Below are 25,256 nucleotides of genomic sequence, written 5' to 3'. Positions count from 1 at the left end.
TATCATGATGTAAAATTTTGCCCTCTATATATTTAGCACATAATCTTGCTGAACACTCTCCATCAATAAACATATTTTCAACAATGACCATTGCCTAAATGTAGGACAGTTTATGCAATATGATGATCATTTAAAAGTTTTCAAGAAATGAAAATAAGTTTTTAGGACATTTAAAAATAAAAAGGCTGCACGATAAATCAATGCAGCCTCTCAATTACGAATGCAGTGTTGGGAGGAGAAAATACTGCATCCATCGGCTAGACATTAGGAGGAAAATAACCTAGCACCCCCCATTTAATAAAAAGAAAAATTTAAAACAACCTACAAAAATGCATGGCTGCTATGCAAAGAATCTATTATACTTGCGTTTCCCGAGTTGCAGCCTGTTGAACAAAAATCCATATAAAAACAGCGGTAAAAATTAGTGTCAAAATCAATACAATCGTAGAAGCAGAATCAGAACCAATAAATAAGCTTAGATAAATTCCTAAAAAACTAGAAAAAACAGCAACCAATACAGCAATCAAAAGCATAGAGAAAAACCGCTTAGTAATAAGGTAAGCAATTGCTCCTGGTGCAATCAACAAAGAAATAACTAAAATAATCCCAACTGCTTTCAAAGCCGCAACAATCGTGAGAGAAATCATTGTTAATAGAGTATAATGGAGCACTGATATCTGTAATCCTATTGCACGCCCTTGAATCGAATCAAAAATATACAGCATAAAATCACGCCATTTCGTTCCCAAAATTAAAGTGACGATAATAGAAATTATTGCTGTCTGCGTAATATCAAGCCAATTAACACCCAAAAGATTACCGAATAAGATGTGATTTAAATCCAAATTACTATAAATTGCCGTTGCTAGAACAAGCCCCAAACCAAACATAGACGAAAAAACAACACCCATAACCGTATCTTGTTTTATACGGCTATTGCTCCCTAAAAAACCTGTCGTGATGGCACAAATCATACCAGCAATGAAAGCACCAAAAACAATTAAAATCATCGTAACATTGGCTGGATGTAAATGGTGAAACCAAGCAAATGGCAAAGAGGCTAAAAATGTTATCACCCACGGTGTTGTCATATAACCAATAACCACACCAGGAAAAACTGCGTGAGAAATCGCATCTCCTAAAAGCGCCCACCCTTTTAAAATAAGGAAACAAGAAAGCATAGCCATTGGAATGGAAAGAATAACGGTAATAGTCATACCCTTAACCATAAAAGAAAGCTGAAAAGGGAGCAGTAATTGATCTATCATGTTGTTATCACATTTTCTTTGCCATTCTCACGCGCAAACGGGCAGCGAGAAAACCGTATTTTGGAGAAAAAATAAAAGCTATAATAAACAGAAATGCTTGAAAAAGCACAACAACACCACCGGTATGCGCATTTAAAAAATAACTTACATAAACACCCAGTACACTCGTAAATGTCCCAATCACTACTGCAATTATCAAAAGGTTCACAAAACGATCACTTAAAAGATAAGCTGTCGCCCCTGGTGTTACCACAAGACAAATAACCAAAAAAGCTCCTACTGTTTGCATAGCAGCAACAGTACACGCAGCAAGAAGCGTAAAGAAGAGAATTTTCAATAGCTTTACATTCAATCCAAGAGCACGTGCATGACTTTCATCAAATAAAGAAACTAATAAATCTTTCCACTTCGCACATAATATCAACAAAGAGAAAACACTAATACAAACTAACTGCATAATATCTGATGAACTAATTGCCAAAACATTTCCAAGAACAATCGTATCAATGTTAACAGCCATTGGTCTTAATGACTTGAGAAACAATCCAAGAGCAAAAAAGGAAGAAAAAGTTAAACCAATAATCGTATCTTCTTTCAGTTTTGTTCGATGGTTAAGAAATAACATCGCGGCAGCAGCAGCCCCACCAGAGAAAAAAGCCCCAAGCGAAAAAGGCAACCCTAAAAGATAAGCCCCAGCAACCCCAGGCACAATCGAATGAGAAAGTGCATCACCAATTAACGACCAGCCCTTTAACATTAGAAAAGCCGAAAGAAATGCACAAACACACCCAACCAACCCCGAGACCCACATTGCATTGATCATATATTGATAGTTGAATGGCTCAAGTAACCAAGACATCATGAAACGTGCTTCCGCTCTTGATTGTAGTCAAAGAATAAAGGCTCTTCACCATTTGCAAAAATATTATCTTTTTTTCCACCTTGGAAATCAATATTATAGCGGTGTAATGCACCACCAAAAGTTCGTTCAAGATTTTTCTGCGTGAAAACCATTTGTGTCAATCCAGAAGCTAAAACAGTTCCTTTTATTAAAACCGTACGATCACAAAATTCAAAAACAGAACTTAAATTGTGGGTAGAAACTAATATTATCGCACCTTCTTTACGAAGGTCTTGCAACAAAGCGATAATTTTATCTTCTGTTTTAATATCAACTCCCGTAAATGGCTCATCTAACAAAATAGCTTTTGCCTCCTGCGCTAAAGCACGTGCTAGGAAGACACGCTTTTTTTGTCCACCAGAAAGCTCCCCAATTTGGCGTTTAGCAAACGCTAACATATCAACACGCTCTAAAGCAGAACGAACAGCTTCGCGATCTTGCGCGCGCGCATAGCGAAAAAAATTCATATGGCCGTACCGCCCCATTAATACAACGTCTTCAACAAGAACAGGAAAATCCCAATCAACATCTTCACTCTGAGGTACATAAGCAATGAGATTTTGTTTCAAAGCCTTCTTAACCGGCAAACCTAAAATGCGAATTCTCCCCTTTGAAGGCTGCACAAACCCCATAATGGCTTTAAATAACGTTGACTTTCCTGATCCATTAACCCCGACCAATGCAGCAATCGAACCAATTGGATTTTCAAAACTTACTTCGCGCAAAGCCATATGCCCATTGCGATAAATCACCGTTACATCTTGAACAGATATTCCAGATTCAATCATTGACCTTTCACCCCATCAGATAACCCCTGGGCAATACGCGCGCTCGTAACACGTAACAAATCAATATAGGTTGGAACCTCCCCGCCTTTTTCACTGAGTGAATCAACATAAAGAACACCGCCATATCGAGCGCCTGTTTCTTTTGCAACTTGTTTGGCAGGTGCATCAGAAATAGTACTTTCAGAAAAAATGACTTGAATATGGTATTTGCGAACCATATCAATAACATGTTTAACTTGCTGTGGTGTTCCCTGTTGATCAGCATTTATTGGCCATAAATAAAGCTCTTTTAGACCAAAATCACGAGCCAAATAACTAAACGCACCTTCACTGGTCACAAGCCAACGCTTATCTTCTGGCAATGCTTCCAATTCAGCTTTGATTGGATCAAGACTTAAACGAATCTTCTGCTTATAGATTTCAGCATTTTCTTTATAAATGTTAGCATGCTCAGGATCATACTTTACAAAGGCATCACGAATATTATCAATGTAAATTAAAGCCAAAGTCGGTGACATCCACGCGTGAGGATTCGGTTTACCGCTAAAAGGCCCCTCGCCAATTGCGATGGGTACAACACCTTGTGAAACAACAACACTTGGAACATCTTTAATATTTTGAAAAAATTTTTCAAACCAAAGCTCTAATTCTAACCCATTCCACAATATAAGATTGGCGCCTTGCGCACGCATAAGATCGCGCGGTGTAGGCTGATATTCGTGAATTTCAGCACCTGGTTTAGTAATGGATTCAACATCAGCAACATCACCTGCTACATTACGTGCCATATCAGCAATAATAGTGAACGTTGTAACAGCTTTAAATTTGTTAGCACTCAAAGCTAAGTTAGGAATTAAAAAGATTAAACCTAAAAAAAATGCAGTAAAAAACGTTTTTACTTTCATCGATCTACTTTCTATTGCAAATGATTTGCATTATCAATTAGCAGTTAATTTCTACCTTTGCAACGAGAAATTATCCAAAATAACGGTTTTTTTCTGTTATTTTCAGTTATTTAAAAAAATTTTTTACACTGAAAACTGTTTATAATTTCAATTAATAGTCTACTGATATTGAAAATCAATTTCAAAAAATTCCCTGGCCCTTTAATTTAAGGCCCATATTTACCGCTCTAGTACTCAACAAAAATACCCAAAAGGCGCTTTATGTATAAAATAATTCATACAAAAGAATAGCAACCAACTGTGCAAAACATAAAATTCAGCAACGCAAACATGCACCTGTCGCTTTAGTAACATTTTCCACCACTTTCAAAGCAAGTTCTTCAAGATCTTCATCTGTTAAGGTTCGTTCAACAGGTTGAATAGCAACTTCAATCGCCACAGACTTTTTATCCTCACCAAGACTTGGATCTTCAAAAAGATCAAAAATCTGTACTGAATGAATAAGTTTTTTATCTGCCCCACGTGCAGCATTAACAATTAAAGAAGATGCTATTGCTTTATCAACCACAAATGCAAAATCGCGTCGTACCATTTGAAAAGGTAACAACTTTAAAGGAGAACAGATTTTTGTTGCCTTTTTCTTTGGTTCCGGAATTTGGTCAAGAAAAACTTCAAAACCGCATAAAGGACCACTAACATCTAATTTTTCTAATGTATCAGGATGAAAAACACCAAAGAAACCAAGAATAATCTTCGGTCCAAGCTTAATGACACCTGAACGACCAGGATGATACCAATCAGGTGTTTCAGTTCCAATTTGTACTTTGCTAATATCTATACCACACGCCTCCAAAACAGCCAATGCATCTGCTTTGGCATCAAAAACATCAACTGTTTTTGCATTTCCACTCCAAAAACGTCCAGACCCTTCAAATTTTTCTGTACCACGACGAATACCACCAGCAACACACTGTTGTTCATCAGGTGCATCGCCCTTATAAATACTTGAAACTTCAAACAAAGCAAAATCCGGGAAACCACGATCAACATTTCGCTGTGCAGCAATAAGCAAACCAGGCAAAAGAGAAGGGCGCATCACCGACATATCAGTTGCAATAGGGTTTACCAATTTAAGCTGCGCTTGACCACCTCCAAAAGTCAGTGCTTGATTTTCAGAAATAAATGACCAAGATACAGCTTCCACCATGCCTCTACACGCTAAAGCCCGGCGAGCAACACGTGAGACAATTTGCGAGAACGTTAAAATTTTATTATTTCCCCCAGTAAAATCTTTCAATGGTATAGGTTCAATTTTATCCAGCCCATAAATTCGTATCACTTCTTCTACTAAATCAGCTTTACCCACAACATCAAAGCGCCATGTTGGCACTTCGACCGTAACCACATCTCCTTCTCCTTTAATGCCAAATCCAAGCTGTTTTAAAATAGCAATGGCTTTTCCGCGTTCTATTTCTAAATTAGTCAAACGTTTAATTTCAGAAAATGGAAAGCTAATCTGTTTAACTTCTGGCTTCTGATAGCCAACAACTTGCGCTTTTGATACCTCACCACCACAAAGATTCAGCACCAACTGTGTGGCAATCTCAAGCCCCGATTCCATAAAAGCAGGATCAACACCCCGTTCAAACCGATAACGCGCATCACTAATAAGGCCTAATGTGCGACCGGTCTGTGCAATGCTGCGTGAATCCCAAAGAGCTGATTCAATAATGACACGACGTGTCATTTCATCACAACTTGTCCTGACACCACCCATAATGCCAGCAATAGCAACAACCCCTTCTTCATCTGCAATGACACAATCCTTGGTACTTAAGTTATAGGTTTTACCATTCAGAGCTTGCAGCTGTTCACCTTCACAACCACAACGTACTCTTAAAGCCCCTTTAATTTTATCGGCATCAAAAACATGAAGTGGACGACCAAGATCAAAACTTATATAGTTTGTTATATCAACCAGCGCATTAATCGGTCTTAAACCGATTGCATTCAAACGTCGTTGCATCCATTGTGGTGATGCACTATTTTGCACATTGCTCACTTCGCGCCAAGAAAAGCCTAAACATAGTGATGTACTTTGAAAAAAATCCAAAGTGACTTGAACTGATGTTTCAAAAGAGATGTCAAACTGCGGTATCGATAATTCTTTCAATCGCCCAATTCCAGCTGCAGCTAAATCACGAGCAATCCCATAAACACCTGTGCAATCAGAACGATTAGGCGTTAGCCCAACATCAATTACAGGATCATTCAAACCTGCATAATCTGCATATGGCACTCCAAGAGGAGCATCCTCTGGCAATTCAATAATCCCATCATGCTCATCTAACAATTTAAGTTCTGCTGATGAACACATCATACCAAAACTATCAACACCGCGGATTTTCCCCACAGATAATGTCACATCAAGCCCCGGCACATAAGTGCCTGGCAATGCAAGAACACTAACAAGCCCAGCACGTGCATTTGATGCCCCACACACAACCTGCACAGGTGTACTGGACCCTGTATCTACTGACAAAATTTGTAATTTATCTGCATCAGGATGTTTTACAGCTGTTAAAACCCTTGCATTCACAAAACCTGCTAAAGAAGCATAATCTTCAACATGATCAACCTCAAGACCAATAGCTGTCAATTTATTACAAATTTCATCTAAAGATGCATCTGTTTCTAAGTGATCCTTCAACCAAGACAATGTAAATTTCATCTTAAAACCTCATATGAAAACCGCGACAAAATTATACATTGCTCAAGCCAGTAAAAAGGGCAGGAACATCAAAGCAACGAAAACCATAATGATTCAACCAACGTAGATCAGTTTCAAAAAAAGCCCGCAAATCAGGCATGCCATATTTTAACATAGCCATACGATCAATCCCCATACCCCACGCAAATCCTTGATATTCATCCGGATCAAAACCAGCATTCTTTAACACATGAGGATGCACCATACCACACCCTAAAATCTCCAACCAATCACGACCTTCTCCAAACCTCACTTCTGAACCGGAACGATTACATTGAATGTCTACTTCCATAGATGGCTCAGTAAAAGGAAAAAAAGATGGGCGAAAACGCATCTTTACCGAAGATACTTCGAAAAAAGCTTTACAAAAAGTTTCATGAAGCCACATCATATGTGCAATAGTGGAAGTTTTATCAACTACTAATCCTTCTACCTGATGAAACATCGGTGAATGCGTTGCATCAGAATCCATACGGTAAGTTTTTCCAGGAATAATGATGCGTATTGGTGTTTGTTGCTTTTCCATTACACGAATTTGTACTGGTGATGTGTGCGTGCGCAACAATTTCCGATTCCCCGCTTCATCCTCATCAAAAAAGAAGGTATCGTGCATTTCACGCGCTGGATGATCTTCAGGAAAATTCAGTGCAGTAAAATTATAATAATCCGTTTCAATATCTGGCCCTTGCGCAATAGAAAAACCCATATTCGCATAAATAGCTATGATTTCATCAATCACTTGCGAAATAGGGTGGATACGACCACGCTCTATAGGCGAAGAACGAACAGGCAAACTTACATCAATTGTTTCCTTAGACAGGCGTAGAGCCGTTGCATGACGTTTGAGAACATCGCGCTTTTGCGCCCACAATTCTAAAATACGATTTTTTAATCCATTAAGTATCGGTCCGACTTTATGGCGCTCATCGGGATTCATCTTTCCTAATGCTTTTAATCTTTCAGAAATGCTACCTTTTTTGCCCAATGCCGCAATACGTACCGCTTCAAGTGCCTGTTCATCATTGGCTGCTTCTAAAGCTGAACAAATTTCTTGTTCTAGACGTTCAATATCATTCATATTTCTGCCTATTTTACATTAAAAAAAAACCGCACCAGTAATAACCAGAGCGGAATCTTGAATAAATAAATGCTTTAAGAAAACGCAAACTGGCTTACTTGACAGCGCCTTCAAAAGCATTAGGCGTTGTGTCTTTTAAATATTCTAAAGCCTTTTTTGCAGAAACCACTAAAGCAGCAAATGCTGTGGGCTCATAAATAGCTATATCAGACAGAACCTTACGATCAATCTCAATACCGGCCTTTGACAGTCCGTCAATAAAACGCCCATAAGTTAAACCTTCTACACGAACAGCTGCATTGATCCGCTGAATCCACAAAGAACGGAAAGTACGTTTGCGGTTTTTACGATCACGATAAGCATATTGCTTTGAACGATCAACCGCTGCTTTAGCTGCACGAATGGTATTTTTACGCCGACCACGAAAACCTTCAGCTTCTTTAAGAACTTTTTTGTGTTTAGCGTGAGCTGTAACACCTCTTTTTACACGTGCCATATGACAATCTCCTATGAATCAAAAGTGCAAGGCTTAAAGGCCATTGGGTAAATAATACTGAGTGATTTTTTTAGCATCTGATTCAGCTAGAATCATTGTTCCACGTGCATCACGAATGAACTTATTAGAACGTTTAATCATACCGTGACGTTTGCCTGCTGCTGCTGCTTTCACTCGACCTAATGCAGTAATCTTGAACCGTTTCTTAGCAGATGATTTGGTCTTCATTTTGGGCATTTTGCTACTCCATATGTTTAAATTTGATCAAATTGATCAAAACTTGAATAAGCCATTTGAACAGCCACGGCATGCCCTGCCGGGCGGTTCCAACCATATTTTCATAAGCCAGTATACATAAAATAGCAAGGCCGTATTAAAAAAAAACAGGAGCTCCATTCCCTTTAACTTCAACCAAGGGTGCTGGAATGGCATTTGTTTTGATTGCTGCTTTGCAAAGATCAGCAATGATGCACTGTGTACAAAGTGCTTTACGCGCCTTGCAAATGTAACGCCCATGTAAAATAAGCCAATGATGAGCATAATGCATATAACAAGCTGGTATAATTTTCACTAACTTCTCCTCAACCACCTCTGGTGTTTTACCTGGTGCTAAACCAAGGCGGTTTCCAAGGCGCAAAATATGCGTATCTACAGCTAGAGTAGGTTGACCAAAAGCAACATTCAAAACAACATTAGCCGTTTTGCGCCCTACACCAGGTAGCGCCATAAGTGCTTCGCGACTATCAGGCACTTGTCCATCGTATTGATCAATTAAAAGGCAACAAAGTGCATAAATATTTCGGGCCTTTGCACGCCAAAGACCAATGGTTCGGATATAAGATGCGATCCCCTCTTCTCCCAACGCAACCATTTTTTCCGGTCTATCTGCAAGGGGAAATAACTCTTGTGTAACTTTATTAACACCAACATCTGTAGCCTGAGCTGAAAGAATAACCGCAACCAAAAGAGTAAAAGCATTCGTATACACAAGATCGCTTTTGGGAGTAGGGCGCTGAATAGAAAAACGGCGAAAAATTTCTGCAATTTCATCTTTTCTATATAATGTTCCGACGACTTTTTGCATTTTTCTCAATTACCTTGTCTTTTCAGTCATCAACCTTCTTTCTCATTTTCTTTGAAGTTATTGCTCACACTTGGCCCTCATAAAAGAAATATGAAAAATGCTTTTTAAAGATTTGTCAATTAATCACTTTAAAGAGTAACTATTACAATGACACATATTTTATTCTTTTCTTTTTAAATTTGAAAAAGGAATAAAACGTCACAATATATTAATATAACTAATAAAGCTTACGCTAATTATAAATAGTGCGTATTTTCATAAAAATAATGAGGAAAGCTATACGTGTAAACTCTAGCTGTTATCGCACTAAAATTTAATATGCTTAAGCTTCCTCTAGAAGAGAATCAATTGGCTATTCACAATGAGCAAACAGTTAAAACCATTAATATTTCTATCATGATATAACTTTGCATAAGTTCCAATACGCTTTTCTTCTCACTAAAGATATGTATAGCATGAGTACTAAGTTGAAAAATAATCTTTTATCAATTATTCTTTATTTATTAAATGCAATAGATCTAATTCAAGTCAGCAGCGAAAATAACAAAAGTCAATGCATAAAGGACCAATGAAATGAGTGAGCATAAACAAATCTTGTCATTACAAGACACAGCATCTTCTAATGAAGGACAAATTGCTTATTTAAAAAAGTTTGTACAGACGATCTAGCTAAAAATTTTCCAGATCTTCCGCCAATGACTCCAGGAATTACAGTATGGGCTCTCTTTGGTGAAACAGGCCACCCAATCATTTTATCCGATGAGCGCTCTATCGCTCTTGCAGGTGCCAATGAACATGAGTTACAAATTGTCACATTGCACTAAATTATTTTTAAGACAAATTATGAAATCACCCAATCTATGAACTTAAGTGTTGTAGCCATTGTACAGTCATAATTCTTGCCATAAAGGCTATTAAAGCTTCAACTAAACAGGATAAATTTGTCTTACAAAAACAGAAGGCAATCAATCATTTGCTTGTATATCATTCACAATAAACATAAATCTTCCTAAAATATTGAATGACATTTTGATCCGGCTATTTGCACAATCTTTCTAGCGCCAACCACATGTTCTTAATTGCTGATCATAACGTCTTGCCATTTTATCCATACGTTGTGCAGCTTCTGTAATCGCTGGGGTAGAACGACCTTTATTGCGAGCATAAGCACCATGCCCCATATAATAATTTAAATAAAGACTATACGCATCATTAGGGTTAATACCATTGCGTTTAACACTTTGGCGATGATACCAAGCGACAAAATCGGCAGAATCAGCAAAATTAGTCCGTCGTGCAGAAGATCTTCCTGTAGAGCGGATATAGACTGCCCATGTATTATCAAGCGCTTGAGCATAACCGTAAGCTGTTGAACGACGCTTCCACGGAATAAAACCAAGAAGTTTTTTACGCTTAGGGCGCGCATTATAACGAAAACCCGATTCTGTATTAATCGTTGCAAGAATAATAGATGCAGGAATTCCATGACGCATTTCTGCATTTCTAGAAGCTTTTTTCCAATTATCAAAAAAGCCATTTTTTTGAGCTAAAATAGCACAAGCATTATTTGTATATGTGGGAGGCTTTGTTGCGCAACTGCCTAAAAAAAATACAAATGTCCCCAATAATAAAAGGCGCCGCATCACCCTGTATTCCCTTATAAAAAGCTAAAACGTGGTATAAATACTTCCAAATTCTTACCAAATTAATAAAAGATAAAATTATCCTCTATTTACTTGAATAATCCTATTTTATTACTCATCACCCAAACGCAATGTTTGTGACTGAATATGCGCTGTTATTGGCTTTGACACAAAATCATTTTCTTTTAATTCGAAAGCCTCAATGCGGCTAGCACGTCTCATGATTTTAGAAGACGATGTTAAAATTGCTTCAATATCCTCGCCTGTTTTGTAAAAATGTTTTTGTAAAGCACGAACACGCATATCCATCCGTCCAAAGTCTTCCATTAATTTTGCTACCTCTGATTGAACCAAATGCGCTTGTTCACGTATCTTTGCATCTTTCATAATAGTTTGTACAACTTGAACAGATAACATCAACAAAGATGGCGAGACAATAATCACATGCGCACGATTGGCTTTTTGTACTAATGATTCAAAATCTTCATAGATTGTTGCAAAAATTGATTCCGATGGCACAAAGAGAAAAGCTGTATCATGTGTGTCTCCGGGAATTAAATATTTTTGCGCAATATCACGAATATGAACATCCATATCAGTACGAAATTGGCGTTCAGCTCTTTTTCGTTCTTCAGAAGATGATGCTTTGCGCATAGCATTCCAAGCTTCTAGAGGAAATTTAGCATCCACAACAAGGGCTGGTGCTTTATTAGGCATATGGATGAGACAATCTGGTTGTTTTCCATTTGAAAGAACCGCTTGAAAAACATAAGTATTAGCTGGCAAAGCATCAGAAATAATAGCTTCCATCCGTCCTTGACCAAAGATGCCGCGTGTTTGCTTGTTGTTTAAAATAGCCTGCAGTTGAATAATCTGCCCAGTAAGTGATTGAATATTATTTTGTGCTGCATCAATGACTGCTAAACGTTCTTGCAAACGAGTTAAATTTTCATAAGTAGATTTGGTCTGCACTTGGAGAGTTTGACCTAAATTAGTTGTCATCCCATTGAGTTGTTCGCGAATAGATTGATTTAATTCAGCCTGTCTTTGACCAAAAATTTCTGCCATTGTCTGCATGCGCCCTTGCATTTCTGCTTGGGTTTTTAACAATGCAGCCATCTGCATTTGCATTTCATGTGCGTGTGTAGTCGCTTCAATAGTCTTTTTCCGGTTACTGCGTATAATCATCATAATCACAAAACCGGCCAGTAAAAATAAAACTATAAATCCATAAAAGCGCTCATTTAAGAGTATCAAAGAAAAAAACGAATCAAACATAACAGTAATATAGCGATTTTATTACGAAAAAGTGCGCGAATCTCTTATTCAATATTGACCAGTCATAAACCATTGATTAATTTATTTCTATGCTAATGAAATCTTTAGTTACTCTACCTGACCCGATTCTACGTGAAGTTTCAAAACCTGTCGAACAGATCGATCTAGCTATTCAAAAGCTAGCCGACGATATGTTGGAAACCATGTATCACGCTCAAGGCATCGGTCTTGCTGCCATTCAAGTTGGTGTGCCATTACGTATGCTGGTTATAGATATTGCTGAAAACAATACCCCTAAAAATCCGCTTGTTGTGATCAACCCGGAAATTTTATGGCTATCAGATGAACGCAATATTTACAAAGAAGGTTGTCTTTCTATTCCTGAATATTATGCACAAGTTGAACGTCCTAAACGTCTTCGTGTTCGTTATAGTGATCGTGAAGGAAAGCAAACAGAAATTGAAGCAGATGATCTTTTAGCTACTTGTCTGCAACATGAAATCGACCATTTGAATGGCTGCCTTTTTATTGATCACATTTCAAAAATCAAGCGCGATATGGTAATTCGAAAATTAAAAAAACGCGCAAAAGAAAAAGACACACAGAAAGCAATTGTTTGATGGTATTACGATTAGGTTTTATGGGAACACCTGATTTTTCTGTGCCCATTTTACATGCTTTATTAGATGCTGGCCATGATATTGTAGCAGTCTACAGCCAACCTCCCCGCCCAGCGGGACGGCGTGGTCTTAAATTGGTCCCTTCCCCTGTCCAGAATGTAGCACAAGCAAAATCCATCCCCGTTTTTACCCCTCAAAGTCTTAAAACACCTGAAGAACAAGATCGGTTTGCAGCATTATCTATTGATGTTGCTGTTGTCGCAGCTTACGGATTACTTTTGCCAAAAGCTATTCTCGAAACACCACGCTTTGGTTGTTTGAATGTTCATGCCTCATTATTACCGCGCTGGCGTGGCGCAGCCCCTATTCAACGCGCGATTATGGCTGGTGACCAAGAAACTGGAATCATGATTATGAAAATGGATGAAGGGCTAGATACAGGGCCTATTGCTTTATCCCGTTCAATCACTATCACCGATAATATGACAGCTCATGAACTTTCAAACAAGCTTTCACATATAGGAGCAAAGCTCATAGTAGAAGCTCTATCAACTCTTGAAAGAAACGAACTTAAACTTACCCCACAACCCTTGGAAGGGGTAACCTATGCTGCCAAAATTAAAAAGAAGAAACCCGAATTGATTGGACGCAATCTGCACAATCCATCCACAAATGTATCTGCGCTCTCTCCCCTTTTCCTGGTTGCTGGTGCATCATGGATATTGGTGGAAAACAAGAACGGGTGAAAATTCTTGGAAGTCGCGTAGTAGAAGGTGTCTCACTTGAAATTGGTCGAATAGAAGCAAAAAATCTGATTATCCATTGCGGAAAAGGACAAATAGAAATAACTCACCTCCAACGATCTGGCGGCAAAATTCTCGATAGTCCAACATTTTTGCGGGGAACCAACATTTCTGCAGTTTTTTGATATGGTACGTTTTAAACTTACTCTTGAATATGATGGTTCAAATTATGCTGGTTGGCAACGTCAAGCGGGTCTGCGCACTATACAAGGTGCTATTGAGCAAGCTATTTTTAACTTTAGCGGCGAAAAATTGACCATCGTTACAGCTGGTAGAACCGATGCTGGTGTTCATGCTATAGAACAAGTTGCGCATGTTGATTTTACGAAAAACTGGCATGCTAATACTGTACATAATGCACTTAATGCTCATTTGCAGCAACAAGGTGAAAATATTGCTGTTTTAAATGTACAAAATGTCCCAGATAGTTTTCATGCACGATTTTGCGCAACCAAACGCTATTATCTTTTTAAAATTCTCAATCGTCGTTCACCACCAGCTCTAAACGTTAAACGTGTGTGGTGGCTACCAAAACATCTTAATGCGGATGCTATGCATGAAGCAGCCCAAAAGCTTGTGGGACAGCATGATTTTACCACTTTCCGCTCAGCCCACTGCCAGGCTAAAAGCCCTATTCGCACCCTTGAACGCTTAGATGTGTACAGAAAAGGAGAAGAAATTTTTCTGTACGCACAGGCTCGCTCTTTTCTTCACCATCAAATCCGTTCATTTGCAGGAAGTCTTGTGAAAGTTGGTACTGGACAATGGACAGCTCAAGATCTTGAAGCAGCGCTTAATGCCAAGGATCGTGCGCGCTGTGGTATGGTCGCACCTCCTTCAGGTCTTTATTTGATGAAAATTGACTATTAATTATTTTAAAAACGTCTTCTTAAGCTATCAACCCAACTTATAAAAAGAACGAATTACTTCAAAAGCTTGTTCTGCTGTATTGACGAACGTGAAAAGATCAACATCAGAAGGAGAAATCATACCTTGAGTGGACAAATAATCAAAATTGATAACATTGTTCCAAAATTCCTTCCCAAATATTAAAATAGGAATTTTTTTCATACGACCTGTTTGCATTAAAGTTAATGCCTCAAACAGCTCATCCAAAGTGCCAAATCCCCCAGGAAAAATAGCCAATGCTTTCGCTCGTATTAAAAAATGCATTTTTCGTATTGTTAAATAATGAAAATTAAAACACAAATGCGGTGTCACATAAATATTGGGCCATTGTTCATGAGGCAAAAAAACATTCAAACCAACCGTTGGTGCACCAACATCATCAGCACCACGATTTCCTGCTTCCATTACCCCAGGTCCTCCCCCGTTGCAATTACGAATTCGCGATATTTTGTGGTAGCAGAATAGCGCGAGCACAAACGCGCAAACTCTCTTGCCTCATCATAATAATGAGACATATTTTGCAAATTATTCTTTTGGTGTTGATTTTTTGCTGCCCACGCTTCTTGCCCAGGCTCAGGAATACGTGCCCCACCAAATAAAACAACAGTTGATTGAATGCCACATTCTTGAAAAACCATTTCTGGTTTTAAAAACTCAAGACCAAGACGTTGTGAACGCAATTCAGGACGCATCATAAATTCCTGATCCATATAAGCTATACGGTAAGTAAGTGAACGCATCTGCGGTGTGTCAGATATTGTATCCACTTGTTGCCCAACCTCTTTTGCACAGGAAGATAGCGTATTATTTTTTTCTTCTTTTTTTACCATTCTTTTATAGCCTTTTTTATATACCTGTACCTGTTACACTCTTTTAAAACCCTTTTATTGACTACACACATTTCTTCACGTAGGCCATAAACAATAAATCTTTATGCTTTCAACTTGCTTAATGGAACTTTGGCAATGACCAATCTTACACAACTTGAAACGATTATTGAAAAAGCATTTAACAATATCGATTCTATTAATACCTCTACAAAAGGTGAAATTCGTGACAGCGTTGAACACGCATTAAATCTTCTAGACAAAGGTGAAGTCCGCGTAGCAAAACGTCAAGAAGATGGTCAATGGCATATTCATCAATGGTTAAAAAAAGCTATTCTTCTATCGTTTAAACTCAATCCTATGCGCATCATTTCTGGTGAAACAAATGGATCATGTTGGTGGGATAAAATACCTTCAAAATTTTCTGGATGGCAAGAAGATGATTTTAAACAAGCCAATTTCCGCTCAGTTCCTGGAGCGATTGTACGCCATTCTGCTTATATTGCGCCCAATGTCATCTTAATGCCATCTTTTGTTAACCTTGGTGCCTATATAGACGAAGGAACAATGATTGATACGTGGACTACTGTTGGTTCTTGTGCTCAAATTGGTAAGCATGTTCATCTTTCTGGTGGTGTCGGCATTGGAGGCGTTTTAGAACCACTGCAAGCAGGCCCAACAATTATTGAAGATCATTGTTTTATCGGTGCACGTTCTGAAATAGTTGAAGGTTGCATTATTCGTGAAGGCGCTGTTTTAGGTATGGGAGTTTTTATTGGAAAATCTACAAAAATTATTGACCGTACAACAGGTGAAATTTTTATAGGTGAAGTACCAGCCTATTCAGTTGTTGTTCCAGGCTCTCTTCCTGGAAAACCACTACCCAACGGTGAAATAGGTCCCAACCTTTATTGTGCTGTCATTGTCAAACGAGTCGATCAAAAAACACGGAAAAAAACATCCATTAATGATCTCCTACGCGACTAAAAGTACTGTTTAAAGATCTTTCTCGACAAGCATTATATCAAACAAAATAATCAAAAAAGGCAAACACTTTCCTTTTTAAATTATTTATTCATTTTAAGTGCTTGAATAAAGGCTGACTGTGGAATTTCTACCTTCCCAAACTGACGCATGCGTTTTTTGCCTTCTTTTTGTTTTTCTAACAATTTGCGTTTACGGGTAATGTCACCACCATAACATTTAGCTGTCACATCTTTGCGTAAAGCACGAATTGTTTCACGTGCAATAATTTTACCACCAATTGCTGCTTGAATTGGAATCTGAAACATATGTTGAGGAATAAGATCTTTAAGCTTTTCGCACATAGAACGCCCACGTTTTTCTGCTATAGTGCGGTGTACAAGCATTGACAATGCGTCAATAGGTTCTCCATTGACTAAAATAGACATTTTAACCAAATCACCTTCAGAATAATCAATCATCTGGTAATCAAAAGAAGCATATCCCTTTGAAATTGACTTTAACCGATCATAAAAATCAAAAACTACCTCATTTAGAGGTAAATCATACGTTACTATGGCACGCGTCCCAACATATGATAAACCAACTTGTACCCCACGCCGTTCTTGGCAAAGCTCTAAAATCGCTCCAAGATAATTATCAGGTGTCATAATTGTTGCGCGAATCCATGGCTCTTCAATGGAAACAATTTTAATACTATCAGGCATATCAGCTGGATTGTGCAATTCCTCAACAGAACCATTAGTCATATGCATGCGATAAACAACAGAAGGTGCTGTTGCAATTAAATCTAAATTAAATTCGCGCTCTAATCGTTCTTGAATAATTTCAAGATGAAGCAGCCCTAAAAAGCCACAACGAAAACCAAAACCCAAAGCAGCCGATGTTTCCATTTCAAAAGAAAAGCTCGCATCATTTAAGCGCAATTTCCCCATAGCTGCACGTAAATCTTCAAAATGAGCTGCATCAATTGGAAAAAGGCCACAAAAGACAACCGGCTGAGCAGGTTTAAAACCAGGCAACATATCTTCACAAGGGCGGCGTTCCTCAGTAATAGTATCCCCAACGCGCGTATCTGCAACTTCCTTAATAGAAGCAGTTATAAAACCGATCTCTCCTGGTCCTAATTCATCAACCTGTATCATTTTTGGAGTGAACACTCCAACTCGTTCAACGGGATATTTTGCTCCCGTGCCCATCATACGAATAGTTTGACCTTTTTTTAACACACCATCAATTACCCGCACCAAAACAACAACACCAAGATAAACATCATACCAACTATCAACTAGCATTGCCTTTAGTGGTTTTGTAACATCGCCAACGTGGGGAGGAGGTAGGTGCATAACAATTGCTTCTAAAACATCCACAACACCTAAACCTGTTTTTGCCGATATTTCCAACGCTCCAGATGCATCGATACCGACCACATCTTCAATTTGCTCTTTAATTCGTTCAGGCTCTGCAGCTGGAAGATCCACCTTATTGAGCACAACAACCAATTCGTGATTATTATCAATGGCCTGATAAACATTTGCTAATGTTTGTGCTTCTACCCCCTGACTTGCATCCACTACTAATAATGAACCCTCACAAGCCGCCAATGAACGCGATACTTCATAAGCAAAATCAACATGCCCAGGTGTATCAATAAGATTTAAGATATATGTGTCACCATTTTTTGCTTTATAGTGCAAACGTACTGTTTGCGCTTTAATAGTAATCCCACGTTCGCGCTCAATATCCATAGAATCGAGCACTTGATCTTTCATCTCTCGTGTTTCAAGACCACCTGTCATTTGAATCAAGCGGTCAGCCAAAGTTGACTTTCCGTGATCGATGTGTGCCACAATGGAAAAATTACGGATATAATTGCGATCTATTGTCATACAAGGCGATTTAGCAAAGAATAGAACAAAACGCAAAGACCAATTATATACTCTTGAAAACCTTTAAAAGAATAGAGGTGAAGATCGTTCGTAAAACCCCATTAACTTGAACAAAGATTAAATTTTTATTTGCTTCAATCACAATGAGAATTACTCAATATGAAATTCTCTATTTTGGTTTTTATCAACTATAGACTCTAAACATTTTCAATAATCTAGCTCTCTCAAGCAAAATCGTCATAAAAATTGTTAAGAAGAAAAAGTTAATTGATTTTTTTATTCACTGCGCCTTTTTTACGCCATTGCGCAGGCTGTAATTCAGCTATCACAATCCCAATTAGAATAAATAAACCACCCAATAAAGCTGAAGCAGACAAACGCTCACCAGCCAAACGCCCAACAATACCAGCCCAAACAGGTTCACCTGCATAAATGAGTGTTGCGCGGGTAGGTGAAACAGATTTTTGTGCCCAATTCATAGTCAATTGGATTACTGCACTCATCAAAGCCAAACTTAAACCTACATTTAGCCAAACCCATGAAAATTCAGGAATATTTTCTCCCATTAAAGGCATACAGAGAAATGAAAAAACACCACCAAAAAATAATTGTATAACCGTTATACGCCGACTATCAACCTTATTTGCAAAAAGCCCAATGAGAATAATTTCCCCAGCAATTGCTAAAGCTCCTAGCAAAGTAAGAATTTCACCTTTTGAAAAATTAATACCTTTAAACCCTTGTCCCGAAACCAACACAAGCCCGACAAAAGCAAAAATAATACCAATCCAACTGGCAAAATGAGGTGGCTTTTTAAACAAAATCCATTGCAATATTGGAACCATCGGCACATAAAGTGCAGTGATAAATGCTGACTGACTACTGATAATAGTTTGAAGCCCTGCTGTTTGCAAAGTATAACCAAAAAACATTCCCAAACCGATGCTCATACCAGCAAAAATTTCATAAAAGGTTACGCCTTTCATAGAGCGCCAAAAAATCATTCCAGATATGAACGCCGCAACAATGAAACGAAACCCCACAAAAAAAAGTGGCCCACTATATTGTACTGCAATATGAATAATTAAAAATGTAATACCCCAAAGTATTGTCGCAGCAAATAATGCCAATTCTTGTTTACTGAATAAAAAACGCCTCAATTGTTGCATCTCAGCCATGAAAGGTTCCATTCCTAAATTGATTCCGATACATTTTATGAAACGATAAGCGTCCCAACCCCATGTTCGGTAAATAATTCAAGCAAAACAGAATGAGGTGTTTTACCATTTAAAATAACTACACCTTCCACGCCATTTTGAATAGCCTCAATACAAGTTTCTACTTTTGGAATCATACCACCTGAAATTGTTCCATCTTTGATAAGGTGCTTAGCCTCAGAAATTGTCAATTCTTTTAAAATTTTACCCTTTTTATCCAACACACCAGGAACATCAGTTAGAAATAAAAGGCGTTTAGCTTTTAAAGAACCAGCAATTGCTCCAGCAAAAATATCAGCATTAATATTATAGGTTTTACCATCGCGGCCTGGAGCAACCGGAGCAAGTACCGGAATCATTTCAGAACGTGCTAACAGATCCAGCAATGTTCGGTCAATTTCAACAGGTTCACCAACAAATCCTAAATCTAAAACACGTTCAATATGTGACTCAGGATCAATTATAGTCTTATAAGCTTTTTCAGCAAAAACCATATTGCCATCTTTACCACAAAGACCAATTGCCCACTCTCCTTCAGCATTGATAAGAGCTACAATTTCCTTATTGATGGAGCCTGCTAACACCATCTCAACTACTTCAACGATTTTTTCATCAGTTACGCGTAAACCATTTTCAAATCGCGATTCGATACCCATTTTTCTCAAAATTTCAGCGATCTGAGGGCCACCCCCGTGAACTACAACAGGATTAATGCCTGATTGTTTCAAAAGAGCAATATCACGTGCAAATGCCTGCCCCAAAGCAGGATCACCCATAGCATGTCCGCCATATTTTACAACAACCGTTTTATTTTCATATTTTTGCATGTAAGGCAAAGCAGATGACAAAAACGCTGCCTGTTTTTCGAAAATATCTGCGGCAGTATTTGCAATATCACCCATTAAAAGAGTCTCCTCATCATTTTTTGCCCTCTTTTATAAAATTTAGGGAAAATGAAAACAGATTTGAAATACATTTTTTATTCAACTCCTTAAAAATCATCTGATTTTTTCCAAAATTGCGTTTAAAACAAACGAAACTAGATAAATGCATCTTAAGCAATTATTGACACTGGAGTGTTTAAAAAAGAGGAACAAAAAAATATTACCACTTTATAATCTTACTTTATCAAAAGTGCTAAGATAATATAGAAAACCCTTTGGGAAATGCTATATAATTACTGATTAAACTACACAATAACGCTTTAACAAAATAGGTTGTAAAAAATCAATGGTTTTATGGAGAAAATATATTTTTCTATAATGCAATTAATTGCCATACCTTTAGTAAATGGAACAACTTGATAAGTGTAATAATCTCTAATACATAAATGTATTATTATCACTAATTAAACATTGTTTAATGGAATCCAAACCTTAGCAATTTCTGCATAAAAGTTAAACATTCATAAAGGCGATTGTATTTTGGTCTCTATGCCCATCTTTTAAGGGTTTTACTTTTATCATAATCTGTACCATATTGGCCCAATCCGCTCTATCCTTTTTGAAGAATTAACTGTCAAATTATGATGCACCTTAATAAGTTTCCAATAAAATTAATTATCATCATTGTGCAATATTGAAACTTATTCGTTATTTTTCTCTCACAATCCATAGCTTTACAAGCTACTGAAATTTAAATTACTCAACTATCATTGCTGTAAAACAAAAATTTTCTTTCAAACAAAAAAATCAAATGTGATTTGAGTTTTTCTATTATATTTTACAAAACATATGACAAAAAACGTTGAATATATTGAAATTTTGCAACCAACTTGCAATCTTTTCATACTGTAGGAACGACAAAAAACTGAAGAACAGATGCATGAAATCTATAGTTAATGATTACTCTGATTGCGTCCAATGAAAAGTATTTTATACATAAATCTTAATGAAGCTATGTTTATCGTCCTTAACCTCAGGCAGAGGATTGACTATTCTTATATTTTCTAAAACCATCCTCTATAGGTATTTTAGAGATTATACTTAAAGAAAAACCTGTTAGGTTACCTGATTTAAGAATATGTAGACAGATTTATTGCAAAAACATTCGTGTGTATTTTTTGTCGTTCCTTGCTTATGTCTATTTTATGAATTTTGACCAGCAATATTTTCAAAAAACTCTTTCATACGTGAAAAAAAACCGTGTGATTGCGGTGAATTTTCATGGTTGGAAAGCTTATCAAATTCTTGCAATAATTCACGTTGTTTTTGCGTCAATTTTTGCGGTGTTTCAATAGTGATATGTATATAAAGATCACCCCTTGTTTGTTGGCGTAATATAGGCATTCCTTTACCTTTAAGGCGGAATTGATGCCCATTTTGTGTACCTTCTGGAACCTTCACTCGGGCTTTGACACCATTAAGATCAGAAACCTCAAACTCTCCCCCTAACACAGCCGTAATCATCGAAATAGGCACACGGCAATGAAGATCTGCTCCATCCCGCTGAAAAAATTCATGCGGTTTAATGGAAAGAAAAATATAAAGATCACCCGCAGGACCCCCACGAGTTCCAGCATCACCTTCGCCAGAAAGACGAACACGAGTACCATCTTCAATACCCGCTGGAATATTGACACGCAACGAACGGTTTGCTTCCACCCGTCTTGTACCATGGCATTTTGAACATGGGTCTGTAATAATTTCACCACGGCCATGACAAAGTGGACATGTTCGTTCAATAGAAAAAAAGCCTTGCGAAGCACGCACACGCCCAGCCCCATAACAAGTGCCACAAGTTTGTGGCTTGGAGCCTTTTTTTGCACCCGATCCCTCGCAAACATCACACATAATGGAACTGGGAATATTAATTTGCGCCGTTTTACCTGCAAATGCTTCTTCTAATGTCACCTCCATATTATAACTTAGGTCTGCACCACGTTCACGTCCATCACTACGTTTACGATGTCCACCGCCCATGATTTCACCAAAGAAATCTTCAAAAATATCAGCAAATCCACCACCAAACGGACTAACCCCTTCACGACCACCATTTTCAAAAGCGGCATGACCAAATCGATCATAAGCAGCCCGCTTTTGAGGATCTTTTAGAACTTCATAGGCTTCGCCAATTTCTTTGAATTTTTGTTCTGCTTCTTTATCCCCTGGATTACGATCAGGATGATATTGCATTGCCAGCTTACGAAAAGCAGATTTCAGCTTTTTATCATCACATCCACGCGTTACGCCGAGAATTTCATAATAATCAACTTTCATCATGTATTCCTGATAAATTTTCCGTCATCCATCTCAAGATAATATTTGTTTTAATCTACATTCTTTAAGTAACAAAGTTATAAACTTGCTCCTAAATAACAAAACCCAGCCTTATATTTCACAGGCCGGGTTTATTAACTTATAAATACATTTGCTTCAACTATTTCTTTTGATCATTAACTTCTTCAAAATCAGCGTCCACAACATCATCATTTTTTGTATCTGTTTCAGCATCAGTCTTTGCTTCTGTTTCTGAAGCCTCATACATAGCTTGTCCAAGCTTCATGCTAACTTCTGCTAATTTTTGCATCTTCACTGTTACTTCTTCAGTATCAGTACCTTCAAGTGCAGTCTTTAAATCAGCCATTGCTGTCTCAATCTGACCTTTATCTTCAGGCGATACCTTATCACCATATTCAGCTAAAGATTTTTCAGTTGAATGGACAAGAGCTTCTGCCTGATTTCTCGTTTCAACACTTTCACGACGCTTTTTATCTTCAGCAGCATGCGCTTCTGCATCTTTGACCATATTTTCAATGTCAGCATCACTCAGACCACCCGATGCTTGAATGCGAATCTGATGTTCCTTACCAGTACCTTTATCCTTGGCAGAAACATTCACAATACCATTTGCATCAATATCAAAAGTGACCTCAATCTGAGGAACACCACGTGGTGCCGGTGGAATACCAACAAGGTCAAATTGAGCTAATAATTTGTTATCACTAGCCATCTCGCGTTCACCTTGGAAAACACGAATAGTAACAGCATTTTGATTGTCATCAGCTGTTGAAAAAGTTTGCGATTTTTTAGTCGGAATAGTGGTATTGCGTTCAATTAGACGTGTAAATACCCCACCTAATGTTTCAATACCCAAAGATAAAGGTGTAACATCTAAGAGCAATACATCTTTTACATCACCTTGTAATACACCCCCTTGAATAGCAGCACCCATAGCCACAACTTCATCAGGATTAACGCCTTTATGTGGATCTTTACCAAAGAAGCTTTGTACGACTTCCTGAATTTTAGGCATACGGGTCATACCACCCACCAAAACGACTTCATCAATTTCACCAGCGCTTAAACCCGCATCTTTCAATGCAGCTTTACAAGGCTCAATAGTGCGCTGAATCAAATCTTCTACTAACGATTCAAATTTCGCTCTGGTTAATTTCATCGTTAAGTGTTTAGGACCAGATTGATCAGCTGTAATAAATGGCAAATTAACTTCAGTCTGCTGTGAAGAAGATAGCTCGATCTTTGCTTTCTCCGCTGCTTCTTTCAAGCGCTGTAAAGCCAATTTATCATTTTTCAGATCAATTCCATGTTCTTTCTTGAATTCATCCGAAAAATAGCTAACCAAGCGCATATCGAAGTCTTCACCACCTAAGAATGTATCTCCATTGGTTGACTTAACTTCAAAAACACCATCTCCAATTTCAAGAACAGAAATATCAAATGTACCACCCCCAAGGTCATAAACTGCAATAGTTTTACCGTCCTTTTTATCTAAACCATAAGCTAAAGCAGCAGCTGTGGGTTCATTAATGATTCGCAAAACTTCAAGCCCAGCAATTTTACCAGCATCTTTAGTCGCTTGACGTTGCGCATCATTAAAATAGGCAGGAACAGTAATAACCGCCTGCTCAACCTTTTCACCTAAATAAGATTCTGCGGTCTCTTTCATTTTTTGCAAAATCATTGCAGAAATCTGCGATGGAGAATATTTCTTTCCTACTTCCTCAACCCATGCATCACCATTGTCACCTTTAACAATTTTATAAGGCACAAGCACTTTATCTTTTTCAACCATAGGATCATCAAAGCGGCGCCCAATTAGACGTTTAACCGCAAAAACCGTTCCTTCAGGGTTGGTAACCGCTTGCCGTTTAGCAGGTTGCCCAACAAGCCGCTCACCATTATCGGTAAAGGCAACAACAGAAGGTGTGGTCCGTGCCCCTTCTGAATTTTCAATGACCTTCGCATTTTTGCCATCCATGACAGCAACACAGGAGTTGGTCGTCCCCAAATCAATACCAATTACTTTTGCCATATTTTAATCTCCATTCAGCAAGCTGCCTAAACCTTTATCAAGCATCTTTCCAAGACAGCTCCTTATCACATTTAAAGCCTGCTTTTGATTTCAACACTATAAACGATAACTTGAAAATCATAACAAGTCTTGTTAGCTGGTATATAAGAACAGCTTTTTACCCCTACAAGAGAATAACGAGAGAAACATTTCTAAAATAAAAATTTTCTTTAAAATAAGCATTCGTACTTTTAATATCTTCGCTAAAATATATTTCTACAACTAAGACAAGTACAATAGCATATCTCTCACAAAGCTGTAAATTACGCCCATAAAACTTGAAGGAATAAGAATGATTATTCCACTTTTCCTTAACCTTTATTTCTCATAGTGACTAAAAATATTCAAGGAAAAGTTTGTAAAAATATCCTTCATGCACAATAAGTTTACTCAAATATTTCCAATCGCACTAAATAAACTTTATATTGGTTGCAATAAATCAGACTTAATTGCTACACATAAGTATTTCTGCATCACTTATAA

19 protein-coding genes and 3 pseudogenes are annotated in these 25,256 nt (G+C 37.8%); 5 read left to right on the top strand and 17 right to left on the bottom strand.

Annotated elements, in window-relative coordinates; translation table 11 throughout:
* Positions 1-356 precede the first annotated feature (356 nt).
* The 9 genes from BscR1v2_RS00380 to nth form a co-directional block, all read right to left on the bottom strand.
* Positions 357-1,268 (bottom strand): metal ABC transporter permease, encoded by a 912-nt coding sequence (locus tag BscR1v2_RS00380; protein WP_078689324.1) that lies wholly within the window; start codon positions 1,266-1,268, stop codon positions 357-359.
* A 7-nt stretch (positions 1,269-1,275) separates the two neighbouring features.
* A complete protein-coding gene (locus BscR1v2_RS00375; protein WP_078689323.1) occupies positions 1,276-2,130 on the bottom strand; it encodes a metal ABC transporter permease in 855 nt (284 codons plus the stop codon).
* The gene (locus BscR1v2_RS00370; protein ID WP_078689322.1) at positions 2,127-2,957 is read right to left on the bottom strand and encodes a manganese/iron ABC transporter ATP-binding protein; all 831 of its coding nucleotides are present in this window, start codon (positions 2,955-2,957) and stop codon (positions 2,127-2,129) included. The genes BscR1v2_RS00375 and BscR1v2_RS00370 overlap by 4 nt, the downstream gene beginning before the upstream one ends.
* Positions 2,954-3,862: a metal ABC transporter substrate-binding protein gene (locus BscR1v2_RS00365; protein ID WP_010703237.1), complete on the bottom strand. Its 909-nt coding sequence runs from the start codon at positions 3,860-3,862 to the stop codon at positions 2,954-2,956. The genes BscR1v2_RS00370 and BscR1v2_RS00365 overlap by 4 nt, the downstream gene beginning before the upstream one ends.
* Before the next feature lie 316 nt (positions 3,863-4,178).
* Positions 4,179-6,593 (bottom strand): phenylalanine--tRNA ligase subunit beta, encoded by a 2,415-nt coding sequence (pheT, locus tag BscR1v2_RS00360; protein ID WP_078689321.1) that lies wholly within the window; start codon positions 6,591-6,593, stop codon positions 4,179-4,181.
* 31 nt (positions 6,594-6,624) lie between these two features.
* On the bottom strand, positions 6,625-7,710 hold the full coding sequence (gene pheS / locus BscR1v2_RS00355; RefSeq protein WP_078689320.1) for a phenylalanine--tRNA ligase subunit alpha: 1,086 nt from the start codon (positions 7,708-7,710) through the stop codon (positions 6,625-6,627).
* A gap of 94 nt (positions 7,711-7,804) precedes the next feature.
* The gene (rplT, locus tag BscR1v2_RS00350) at positions 7,805-8,206 is read right to left on the bottom strand and encodes a 50S ribosomal protein L20 (RefSeq protein ID WP_007476181.1); all 402 of its coding nucleotides are present in this window, start codon (positions 8,204-8,206) and stop codon (positions 7,805-7,807) included.
* Between the two features lie 33 nt (positions 8,207-8,239).
* Positions 8,240-8,443, bottom strand: coding sequence for a 50S ribosomal protein L35 (gene rpmI / locus BscR1v2_RS00345; protein ID WP_010700643.1), 204 nt, complete (start codon positions 8,441-8,443; stop codon positions 8,240-8,242).
* 136 nt (positions 8,444-8,579) lie between these two features.
* A complete protein-coding gene (nth, locus tag BscR1v2_RS00340) occupies positions 8,580-9,290 on the bottom strand; it encodes an endonuclease III (RefSeq protein ID WP_153301957.1) in 711 nt (236 codons plus the stop codon).
* 573 nt (positions 9,291-9,863) lie between these two features.
* On the opposite strand from nth, the pseudogene BscR1v2_RS00335 reads away from it, so the two are divergent.
* Positions 9,864-10,114, top strand: a pseudogene (locus tag BscR1v2_RS00335) (BQ00720 family protein).
* Between the two features lie 231 nt (positions 10,115-10,345).
* On the opposite strand, the gene BscR1v2_RS00330 reads toward BscR1v2_RS00335, so the two are convergent.
* Complete coding sequence (locus tag BscR1v2_RS00330; protein ID WP_078689319.1) at positions 10,346-10,933, bottom strand: transglycosylase SLT domain-containing protein; 588 nt, start codon at positions 10,931-10,933, stop codon at positions 10,346-10,348.
* Between the two features lie 111 nt (positions 10,934-11,044).
* On the bottom strand, positions 11,045-12,211 hold the full coding sequence (locus tag BscR1v2_RS00325; RefSeq protein ID WP_078689318.1) for a DNA recombination protein RmuC: 1,167 nt from the start codon (positions 12,209-12,211) through the stop codon (positions 11,045-11,047).
* A gap of 89 nt (positions 12,212-12,300) precedes the next feature.
* On the opposite strand from BscR1v2_RS00325, the gene def reads away from it, so the two are divergent.
* The 3 genes and pseudogenes from def (at position 12,301) to truA (ending at position 14,504) form a co-directional block, all read left to right on the top strand.
* Positions 12,301-12,831, top strand: coding sequence for a peptide deformylase (gene def, locus BscR1v2_RS00320; protein WP_078689317.1), 531 nt, complete (start codon positions 12,301-12,303; stop codon positions 12,829-12,831).
* Positions 12,831-13,759: pseudogene (fmt, locus tag BscR1v2_RS00315) on the top strand (methionyl-tRNA formyltransferase). Before def ends, fmt begins: the two are co-directional and overlap by 1 nt.
* Position 13,760: 1 nt before the next feature.
* Entirely contained in the window at positions 13,761-14,504 is a 744-nt protein-coding gene (gene truA, locus BscR1v2_RS00310) for a tRNA pseudouridine(38-40) synthase TruA (RefSeq protein WP_078689316.1), read from the top strand.
* Between the two features lie 27 nt (positions 14,505-14,531).
* On the opposite strand, the pseudogene BscR1v2_RS00305 reads toward truA, so the two are convergent.
* A pseudogene (locus BscR1v2_RS00305) lies at positions 14,532-15,373 on the bottom strand (LOG family protein).
* Positions 15,374-15,508: 135 nt separating this feature from the next.
* On the opposite strand from BscR1v2_RS00305, the gene dapD reads away from it, so the two are divergent.
* Positions 15,509-16,357 (top strand): 2,3,4,5-tetrahydropyridine-2,6-dicarboxylate N-succinyltransferase, encoded by an 849-nt coding sequence (dapD, locus tag BscR1v2_RS00300; protein ID WP_078689315.1) that lies wholly within the window; start codon positions 15,509-15,511, stop codon positions 16,355-16,357.
* A gap of 80 nt (positions 16,358-16,437) precedes the next feature.
* Here dapD and lepA read toward each other — a convergent pair whose 3' ends face one another.
* From lepA to dnaK, 5 genes are all read right to left on the bottom strand, one after another.
* Positions 16,438-18,243, bottom strand: coding sequence for a translation elongation factor 4 (gene lepA, locus BscR1v2_RS00295; RefSeq protein WP_078690277.1), 1,806 nt, complete (start codon positions 18,241-18,243; stop codon positions 16,438-16,440).
* Positions 18,244-18,506: 263 nt separating this feature from the next.
* Positions 18,507-19,421, bottom strand: coding sequence for a DMT family transporter (locus tag BscR1v2_RS00290; protein ID WP_078689314.1), 915 nt, complete (start codon positions 19,419-19,421; stop codon positions 18,507-18,509).
* A 35-nt stretch (positions 19,422-19,456) separates the two neighbouring features.
* Positions 19,457-20,362, bottom strand: coding sequence for an acetylglutamate kinase (gene argB, locus BscR1v2_RS00285; protein WP_078689313.1), 906 nt, complete (start codon positions 20,360-20,362; stop codon positions 19,457-19,459).
* Between the two features lie 1,185 nt (positions 20,363-21,547).
* Entirely contained in the window at positions 21,548-22,678 is a 1,131-nt protein-coding gene (gene dnaJ / locus BscR1v2_RS00280; RefSeq protein WP_078689312.1) for a molecular chaperone DnaJ, read from the bottom strand.
* A gap of 160 nt (positions 22,679-22,838) precedes the next feature.
* Positions 22,839-24,734, bottom strand: a complete 1,896-nt coding sequence (dnaK, locus tag BscR1v2_RS00275) for a molecular chaperone DnaK (RefSeq protein WP_078689311.1) — start codon at positions 24,732-24,734, stop codon at positions 22,839-22,841.
* Positions 24,735-25,256 lie beyond the last annotated feature (522 nt).

Origin of the sequence: Bartonella schoenbuchensis R1, from assembly GCF_002022685.1 — a bacterium.
GTDB classification, from domain to species: domain Bacteria; phylum Pseudomonadota; class Alphaproteobacteria; order Rhizobiales; family Rhizobiaceae; genus Bartonella; species Bartonella schoenbuchensis.
This window is presented reverse-complemented; position numbering and strand designations above follow the sequence as displayed.

What these genes read in the sequence shown, in the direction of transcription:
- BscR1v2_RS00380 (WP_078689324.1), bottom strand. Translation starts at nt 1,268, where the DNA reads ATGATAGATCAATTACTGCTCCCTTTTCAGCTTTCTTTTATGGTTAAG.
- BscR1v2_RS00375 (WP_078689323.1), bottom strand. Translation starts at nt 2,130, where the DNA reads ATGATGTCTTGGTTACTTGAGCCATTCAACTATCAATATATGATCAAT.
- BscR1v2_RS00370 (WP_078689322.1), bottom strand. Translation starts at nt 2,957, where the DNA reads ATGATTGAATCTGGAATATCTGTTCAAGATGTAACGGTGATTTATCGC.
- BscR1v2_RS00365 (WP_010703237.1), bottom strand. Translation starts at nt 3,862, where the DNA reads ATGAAAGTAAAAACGTTTTTTACTGCATTTTTTTTAGGTTTAATCTTT.
- pheT (WP_078689321.1), bottom strand. Translation starts at nt 6,593, where the DNA reads ATGAAATTTACATTGTCTTGGTTGAAGGATCACTTAGAAACAGATGCA.
- pheS (WP_078689320.1), bottom strand. Translation starts at nt 7,710, where the DNA reads ATGAATGATATTGAACGTCTAGAACAAGAAATTTGTTCAGCTTTAGAA.
- rplT (WP_007476181.1), bottom strand. Translation starts at nt 8,206, where the DNA reads ATGGCACGTGTAAAAAGAGGTGTTACAGCTCACGCTAAACACAAAAAA.
- rpmI (WP_010700643.1), bottom strand. Translation starts at nt 8,443, where the DNA reads ATGCCCAAAATGAAGACCAAATCATCTGCTAAGAAACGGTTCAAGATT.
- nth (WP_153301957.1), bottom strand. Translation starts at nt 9,290, where the DNA reads ATGCAAAAAGTCGTCGGAACATTATATAGAAAAGATGAAATTGCAGAA.
- BscR1v2_RS00330 (WP_078689319.1), bottom strand. Translation starts at nt 10,933, where the DNA reads ATGCGGCGCCTTTTATTATTGGGGACATTTGTATTTTTTTTAGGCAGT.
- BscR1v2_RS00325 (WP_078689318.1), bottom strand. Translation starts at nt 12,211, where the DNA reads ATGTTTGATTCGTTTTTTTCTTTGATACTCTTAAATGAGCGCTTTTAT.
- def (WP_078689317.1), top strand. Translation starts at nt 12,301, where the DNA reads ATGCTAATGAAATCTTTAGTTACTCTACCTGACCCGATTCTACGTGAA.
- truA (WP_078689316.1), top strand. Translation starts at nt 13,761, where the DNA reads ATGGTACGTTTTAAACTTACTCTTGAATATGATGGTTCAAATTATGCT.
- dapD (WP_078689315.1), top strand. Translation starts at nt 15,509, where the DNA reads ATGACCAATCTTACACAACTTGAAACGATTATTGAAAAAGCATTTAAC.
- lepA (WP_078690277.1), bottom strand. Translation starts at nt 18,243, where the DNA reads ATGACAATAGATCGCAATTATATCCGTAATTTTTCCATTGTGGCACAC.
- BscR1v2_RS00290 (WP_078689314.1), bottom strand. Translation starts at nt 19,421, where the DNA reads ATGGCTGAGATGCAACAATTGAGGCGTTTTTTATTCAGTAAACAAGAA.
- argB (WP_078689313.1), bottom strand. Translation starts at nt 20,362, where the DNA reads ATGGGTGATATTGCAAATACTGCCGCAGATATTTTCGAAAAACAGGCA.
- dnaJ (WP_078689312.1), bottom strand. Translation starts at nt 22,678, where the DNA reads ATGAAAGTTGATTATTATGAAATTCTCGGCGTAACGCGTGGATGTGAT.
- dnaK (WP_078689311.1), bottom strand. Translation starts at nt 24,734, where the DNA reads ATGGCAAAAGTAATTGGTATTGATTTGGGGACGACCAACTCCTGTGTT.